Source organism: Kitasatospora sp. NPDC036755 (assembly GCF_040636595.1).
GTDB lineage: Bacteria > Actinomycetota > Actinomycetes > Streptomycetales > Streptomycetaceae > Kitasatospora.
This window is the reverse complement of the sequence record NZ_JBEZUT010000067.1, coordinates 24,891-30,896: the sequence shown is the minus strand read 5'-3', so window position 1 is coordinate 30,896 and position 6,006 is coordinate 24,891. Positions and strand designations below refer to the sequence as shown.

Below are 6,006 nucleotides of genomic sequence, written 5' to 3'. Positions count from 1 at the left end.
GCTGGTCGGCTTGACCGCGTCGGCGACCTCCAGCACGGCCCGCGCCTCGCCGTCCCAGCCGACCGCGATCGCGGTGCGGCCGGCCGCCTCGGCGGTGCGCTTGGCCTCGGCCAGCGCCTCGGGCAGGTGCTGCGACCACTCGTTCAGCAGGGCCTCCCGGCCGGCCACCACGGCGTGGCCGTCCACCACGCCCTGGACGCCCAGGCCCGGGACGTTCTCGAAGCCCTCGACGGCGGGCAGTTCGCCGGCCTTGGCGGCGGCGTTGGCGATCGCCCGGGCGATCGGGTGTTCGGAGGCGTGCTCCAGGGCGCCGGCCAGGCGCAGCGCCTCGGCCTGGTCCACGCCCTCGGCGGTGTGCACCGCGAGCAGGGTCATCTGGCCGGTGGTGACGGTGCCGGTCTTGTCCAGGACGATGGTGTCGACCTTGCGGGTGGACTCCAGGACCTCCGGGCCCTTGATCAGGACGCCCAGCTGGGCGCCGCGGCCGGTACCGACCAGCAGGGCGGTCGGGGTGGCCAGGCCGAGGGCGCACGGGCAGGCGATGATCAGCACGGCCACGGCGGCCGTGAAGGCGGCGGTCCAGCCCTCGCCGGTGCCCAGCCAGTAGCCGAGGGTGGCCACCGCGAGGGTGATCACGATCGGTACGAAGACCGCGGAGATCCGGTCCGCGAGGCGCTGGGCGGCGGCCTTGCCGTTCTGCGCGTCCTCGACCAGCTTGGCCATCCGGGACAGCTGGGTGTCCGCGCCGACCCGGGTGGCCTCGACCACCAGCCGGCCGCCCGCGTTGACGGTGGCACCGGTGACACCGTCGCCGACCCCGACCTCGACCGGCACGGACTCGCCGGTCAGCATCGAGGCGTCCACCGCCGAGGCCCCCTCGACCACTGTGCCGTCGGTGGCGATCTTCTCGCCCGGCCGGACCACGAAGCGGTCGCCCACCGCGAGGTCGGCGATCGGGACGCGCACCTCGGCTCCGCCGCGCAGCACCGTCACGTCCTTGGCGCCCAGTTCCAGCAGCGCCTTGAGCGCGGCGCCCGCGGTGCGCTTGGAGCGCGCCTCGAAGTAGCGGCCGGCCAGGATGAAGGCGGTGACGCCGGCCGCCGCCTCCAGGTAGATGTTGGACGAGCCGTCGCCGCGGGCGATGGTGAACTCGAAGCCGTGCCGCATGCCGGGCATCCCGGCGTCGCCGAAGAACAGCGCCCACAGCGACCAGAGGAACGCGGCGAGGGTGCCGAGCGAGACCAGGGTGTCCATGGTCGCGGCGCCGTGCCGGGCGTTGGTGAACGCGGCCCGGTGGAACGGCCAGGCGGCGTAGGTGACGACCGGCGCGGCGAGGGTCAGCGACAGCCACTGCCAGTTGTCGAACTGGAGGGCCGGCACCATGGCCATCGCGATCACCGGCACCGCGAGCGCCACCGCGGTGAACAGCCGCCGGCGCAGCGGGGCCAGTTCGTCGACCGGCCCGGCGGTCTCGGCGCCCGCGCCCTCGGCGACCGGGGGCTTGGGCAGCGCGGCGGTGTAGCCGGTGGCCTCGACGGTGGCGATCAGGTCGGCGACCTCGACTCCGCCCTCGAAGGAGACCTTCGCCTTCTCGGTGGCGTAGTTGACGCTGGCCGTGACCCCGTCCATCCGGTTGAGCTTCTTCTCGATCCGGGCGGCGCAGGAGGCACACGTCATGCCGCCGATCGTGAGTTCCACCTCCGCTGAGGCGGGTGCCTGCGTAGTCATCGTCGCTCCTCGTGACGTCGTCCTGCGGTACGTTCCACGGCCGGGCCTTCATACCTCGGAGGGGTATCGGGCGGTGCCGGGTTCATTTATACCCCCGAGGGGTATTGATGACAAGGGTTGTGCGATACCCCCGGCAGGTATTTTTCCCGGGCGGGATCCCCTTGACTCGATACCCCCAAGGGGTATTCACTCAAGGGCATCGAGACACCGCGACGCCCGGGACCCCAGGGGCGTCGAGGCATCGAGCAGCCAAGGCGCGCCCGCACGGCCGGACCGCCCGCACGGAACCCCCGAGGAGGGCCGCATGGCCGGCTACCACGCCGACAAGGACCAGCTCCTGCGCCGACTGCGCCGCGTCGAGGGACAGATCCGCGGCCTCCAGCGCATGGTCGACGCCGACACCTACTGCATCGACACGCTCACCCAGGTCTCGGCCGCCACCAAGGCCCTCCAGTCCGTCGCGCTGCACCTGCTCGACTCCCACCTCGCCCACTGCGTCCACGACGCCATCGCGGACGGCGGCACCGAAGCCGACGCCAAGATCGCCGAGGCCACCCAGGCCATCGCCCGACTCATGCGGGCCTGAGCCCGCCCCCACCCCACACCTCCTTACGACCCCCGAGGGGACCCCGCCATGAACACCGCCCTGCGCATCACCGCCTTCACGGCCGGCCTGGCCGCCTCCTTCGGCCTCGCCCTCGGCGTCGGCCACGCCACCGGCAGCCCCTCCCCCAAGCCCGCCATGGCCGGGCACCCGGGGCATACGGGGCACGCGGCGGAGACGGAGGGGGCCGGCGGCGGCGCCGGGCACGCCTCCGGCGAACACCCGCCCGGCGGGCTGCAGGTCTCCGAAGACGGCTACACGCTCAGCGTCGACACCCCCTTCGTCACCGCCGGCTCCCCCACCGACCTGCGCTTCCGCATCCTCGGCACGGACGGCACGCCCGTCACCGCCTACCAGCGGCAGCACGAGAAGGAACTGCACCTGATCGTCGCCCCGCGCGACCTGTCGACCTTCCAGCACCTGCACCCGACCCTCGCCGCCGACGGCACCTGGAGCGCCCCCACCGACATCCCCGCCGCCGGGGAGTACCGGGTCTTCGCGGACTTCACCCCGGCCGGCCGGAACGAGGGCCTCACCCTCGGCGCCGACCTCCACGCCGCGGGCGACCTGCGGCCCGCCCCGCTGCCCGAGACCGGCCGGACCGTCACCGTCGACGGCTACACCGTCACCCTGGACGGCGACCTCACCCCCGGGCACAGCGGCCCGCTCACCCTGAACGTCAGCAAGGACGGCACGCCGGTCACCGACCTCCAGCCCTACCTCGGCGCGTACGGCCACCTGGTCGCCCTGCGCGCCGGCGACCTCGGCTACCTCCACGTCCACCCGGACACCACCGCCCCGGGCCCCGGGATCGGCTTCACCACCACCGCCCCGAGCGCCGGCAGCTACCGGCTCTTCCTGGACTTCCGGCACCAGGACACCGTCCACACCGCCGCGTTCACCCTCACCGCGGCCACCCCCCAGCACTGACCGCCCCCGCCGCGCACAGGAGTGCCGGGCGATCCGCCACGGATCGCCCGGCACTTTCCCGTTGCCCCGCGCCATGGGCTCGCGGCATGCACCGCACACTGACCGACCTCGCCCGCTGCCTCCACGGCGACGAGCACGGCTCCACTCCCGCCTGCGAACTCGACTGGGAGCACCAGGAGTTCCTCTTCATCGAGCGGCTGACCTTCGCCGGCGCGGAGGAGATCCTCACCATGCTCCGCACACTCTCCCCGCAGCTCACGGACGGCCGCCTACCGGTCCGGGCCCGCAACCTCGCCTACCGGCTGCTCGTCCTCCAGCGCCTCGACGACCCGGCCCTCATGCGCGAGGCGGCCGACAGCCTCTCCCCGCACGGCCCGGACTGGGACGACATCGCCGAGGACCTGAAACGGCGCGCCGACGCACTCGACCCGCGGTGAGCATCAGGGGCGACACACCGGACCGAAGTCGCCCAGCGGAACAGCCGGGCCGCAGTGGCGCTGGTCGCCACTGCCGCGGAAGCCCCTGGCCAGAGGGCGCGGGCGGCGGCGCCGTCGATGCGGATCGACTCGCCGTTGACGTAGGCGGCGTCGTCGGAGAGCAGGAAGGCGGCGAGTCCGCCGATCTCGGTGGTGCCCCACAGCGGCCGAGCCCTCTCGCGGCGCCGACGAAACACCGCGCGAGAAGTCGGTCCGGCCGACTTCTCGCACCGCCCGCACCGCGGGGTGGTCAGCGCCCCGGGCAGCCGCGCCCGGCCGCACCTCGGGACGGTTCGGCGGCGGCTTCGGCGGCGGCTTCGACGGCGCGGGCCAGGCAGACGACCAGGCAGCGGGTGGCGGGGTGGCGTACGGCGCGCAGCAGGACGGTGGTGGCTTCGCGGCGGGTCATCGGGTGCTCCTTCGACGCGGGGTCGCCACCGCCGGGGACCGTGTCGGTCGACGTGGTCCCCGGCGGTCGGGCGGGACGGTGGACGGCCTCACGCGGCCGCGGACTCCTCGACCCCGGGCCGCGGGGTGCGCAGGGTGGCCGCCGCGAGCAGTCCGCCGACCACGGCGATCGCCGCGGAGCCGAGGAAGGCGGCGGAGAAGCCCGAGGTGAGGCCCTCGACGGTGGCGTCCGGGGTGCGGGCGCCGGCCAGGGCGGTCATCGCGGCCAGGCCGAGCGCCGAGCCCACCTGGTAGCCGGTGTTGACGATTCCGGAGGCGAGGCCGCCGTCCTCCGGGGGCGCGCTGGAGATCGCGGTGCCGAGGGAGGGGATGAAGGCGAGCGCCATGCCGGTCGCGGCGAGCAGCGAGGCGGGCAGCACGTCGGTCCAGAAACCGCCGTCGGGGCGGGCGAACGCGAGCCCGATCAGCCCGGCACCGAGCGCAAGCATGCCGGTGACGACCAGCGGCTTGGGGCCGAACCGGGCGATCAGCCGGGGCGCCAGGGTGATCATGATGGCCATGATGGCGACGGTCATCGGCAGCAGGGCCGCGCCACTGGCGAAGGCGCCGAGGTGGAGCACCTGCTGGAGGTAGAGGTTCAGGAAGAACCACATCGGCACCCAGGCCGCGGCGAGCAGGAACTGGGCGAGGTTGGCCGCGCCGAGGTTCGGCACCCGGAAGATGCCCAGCCGCATCAGCGGCTCGCGGCGCCGGCCCTGGACGACCACGAAGGCGACCAGCAGCAGGGCCGCGCCGGCCAGCGTCAGCAGGGTCGGCGCCGAGGCCCAGCCCTCCACCGGGGCGCGGACCACGGCGTACACCGCGGCGGCCAGGCCGCCGGTGACGGTGAGCGCGCCGACGATGTCGACGCCGCCGCCGCGCCGGGGCGCGGCGGGCATCAGCACGGGGGTGGCGAGCAGGGCGACCACGGCCACCGGGATGTTGACGTAGAACACCCAGGGCCAGCTGATGTACTGGGTGATCAGGCCGCCGAGGAAGACCCCCGCGGTGCCGCCGGCCGGGGCCGCCGCGCCGTACAGTGCGAAGGCCTTGGTCAGTTCCTTCGGGTTGCCGCCGAAGAGCGTCATCAGCAGGGTGAGCGCCGAGGGGGCGATCAGTGCGGCGCCGAGGCCCTGGACGCCGCGCCCGGCCAGCTCGGTCGGGACGTCCCGGGCGAGGCCGGCGAGCAGTGAGCCCGCGCCGAGGACCGCCCAGCCGGCGCTGAACAGGCGGCGGGCGCCGAGCAGGTCGGAGAGCCGTCCGCCGAGCAGGAGCAGGCCGCCGAAGGCGACCACGTACGCGTTGAACACCCAGGACAGGTCCTCCCGGCCGAAGCCGAGGGCGTCCTTCATCTCGGGCAGGGCCACCCCGATGATCGAGGTGTCCATGATCACCACGAACTGCGCGGCGGCGATCAGCGCCAGCGCGCGCCACCTCCGGGGGTTCGGCCCGGTGCTGTCGGTTGACATCTCTTGCTCCCTATCCGTCAGGGGTACCGGCCGGGGCGGGAGCCCGCGGCGGGCGCCGCCGGCCGTCAACTTCCGCCGGGCATACGGGAGGTATGCCGGTCGACGGGCCGGTGGGGACGACCGAGAACATACCCTAGGGGGGTAAGGTTCAGTCAACGGAAACGATAGGGGTGGGGGGTATTCGGACAGGGCGCGGCCGCGGGCGGCGGTGCCGCGACCACCGACGGGGTTCCACGAGGCGTCACGCAGGATCGTCGTGACGTTCCGACCGCCTCCCCGGCGGCGGTCGGAACGTCACGACGAGCGTCCGGAGACCGGCCGCGGCCCGCGCGCGCGGTGGAGGGCACCGGCA

Annotated in this window: 6 protein-coding genes; 3 read left to right on the top strand and 3 right to left on the bottom strand. The window is 74.1% G+C overall.

Annotated elements, in window-relative coordinates; all coding sequences use genetic code 11:
* The coding region (locus AB0E96_RS13120) for a heavy metal translocating P-type ATPase (protein ID WP_359822260.1) at positions 1-1,728 on the bottom strand (1,728 nt) is incomplete at its 3' end.
* Positions 1,729-2,032: 304 nt separating this feature from the next.
* Here AB0E96_RS13120 and AB0E96_RS13115 point away from each other — a divergent pair.
* The 3 genes from AB0E96_RS13115 (at position 2,033) to AB0E96_RS13105 (ending at position 3,699) form a co-directional block, all read left to right on the top strand.
* Positions 2,033-2,314, top strand: a complete 282-nt coding sequence (locus tag AB0E96_RS13115; protein WP_359822257.1) for a metal-sensitive transcriptional regulator — start codon at positions 2,033-2,035, stop codon at positions 2,312-2,314.
* A 48-nt stretch (positions 2,315-2,362) separates the two neighbouring features.
* On the top strand, positions 2,363-3,262 hold the full coding sequence (locus AB0E96_RS13110; RefSeq protein WP_359822255.1) for a hypothetical protein: 900 nt from the start codon (positions 2,363-2,365) through the stop codon (positions 3,260-3,262).
* 86 nt (positions 3,263-3,348) lie between these two features.
* Positions 3,349-3,699, top strand: coding sequence for a hypothetical protein (locus tag AB0E96_RS13105; RefSeq protein ID WP_359822252.1), 351 nt, complete (start codon positions 3,349-3,351; stop codon positions 3,697-3,699).
* A gap of 289 nt (positions 3,700-3,988) precedes the next feature.
* Here AB0E96_RS13105 and AB0E96_RS13100 read toward each other — a convergent pair whose 3' ends face one another.
* Entirely contained in the window at positions 3,989-4,147 is a 159-nt protein-coding gene (locus AB0E96_RS13100) for a hypothetical protein (protein ID WP_359822250.1), read from the bottom strand.
* Between the two features lie 88 nt (positions 4,148-4,235).
* A complete protein-coding gene (locus AB0E96_RS13095; RefSeq protein ID WP_359822247.1) occupies positions 4,236-5,654 on the bottom strand; it encodes an MFS transporter in 1,419 nt (472 codons plus the stop codon).
* Between the last annotated feature and the right edge of the window lie 352 nt (positions 5,655-6,006).

Bases quoted from the DNA above. Each gene is read 5' to 3' on its own strand.
- AB0E96_RS13115 (WP_359822257.1), top strand. From the start codon at position 2,033: ATGGCCGGCTACCACGCCGACAAGGACCAGCTCCTGCGCCGACTGCGC.
- AB0E96_RS13110 (WP_359822255.1), top strand. From the start codon at position 2,363: ATGAACACCGCCCTGCGCATCACCGCCTTCACGGCCGGCCTGGCCGCC.
- AB0E96_RS13105 (WP_359822252.1), top strand. From the start codon at position 3,349: ATGCACCGCACACTGACCGACCTCGCCCGCTGCCTCCACGGCGACGAG.
- AB0E96_RS13100 (WP_359822250.1), bottom strand. From the start codon at position 4,147: ATGACCCGCCGCGAAGCCACCACCGTCCTGCTGCGCGCCGTACGCCAC.
- AB0E96_RS13095 (WP_359822247.1), bottom strand. From the start codon at position 5,654: ATGTCAACCGACAGCACCGGGCCGAACCCCCGGAGGTGGCGCGCGCTG.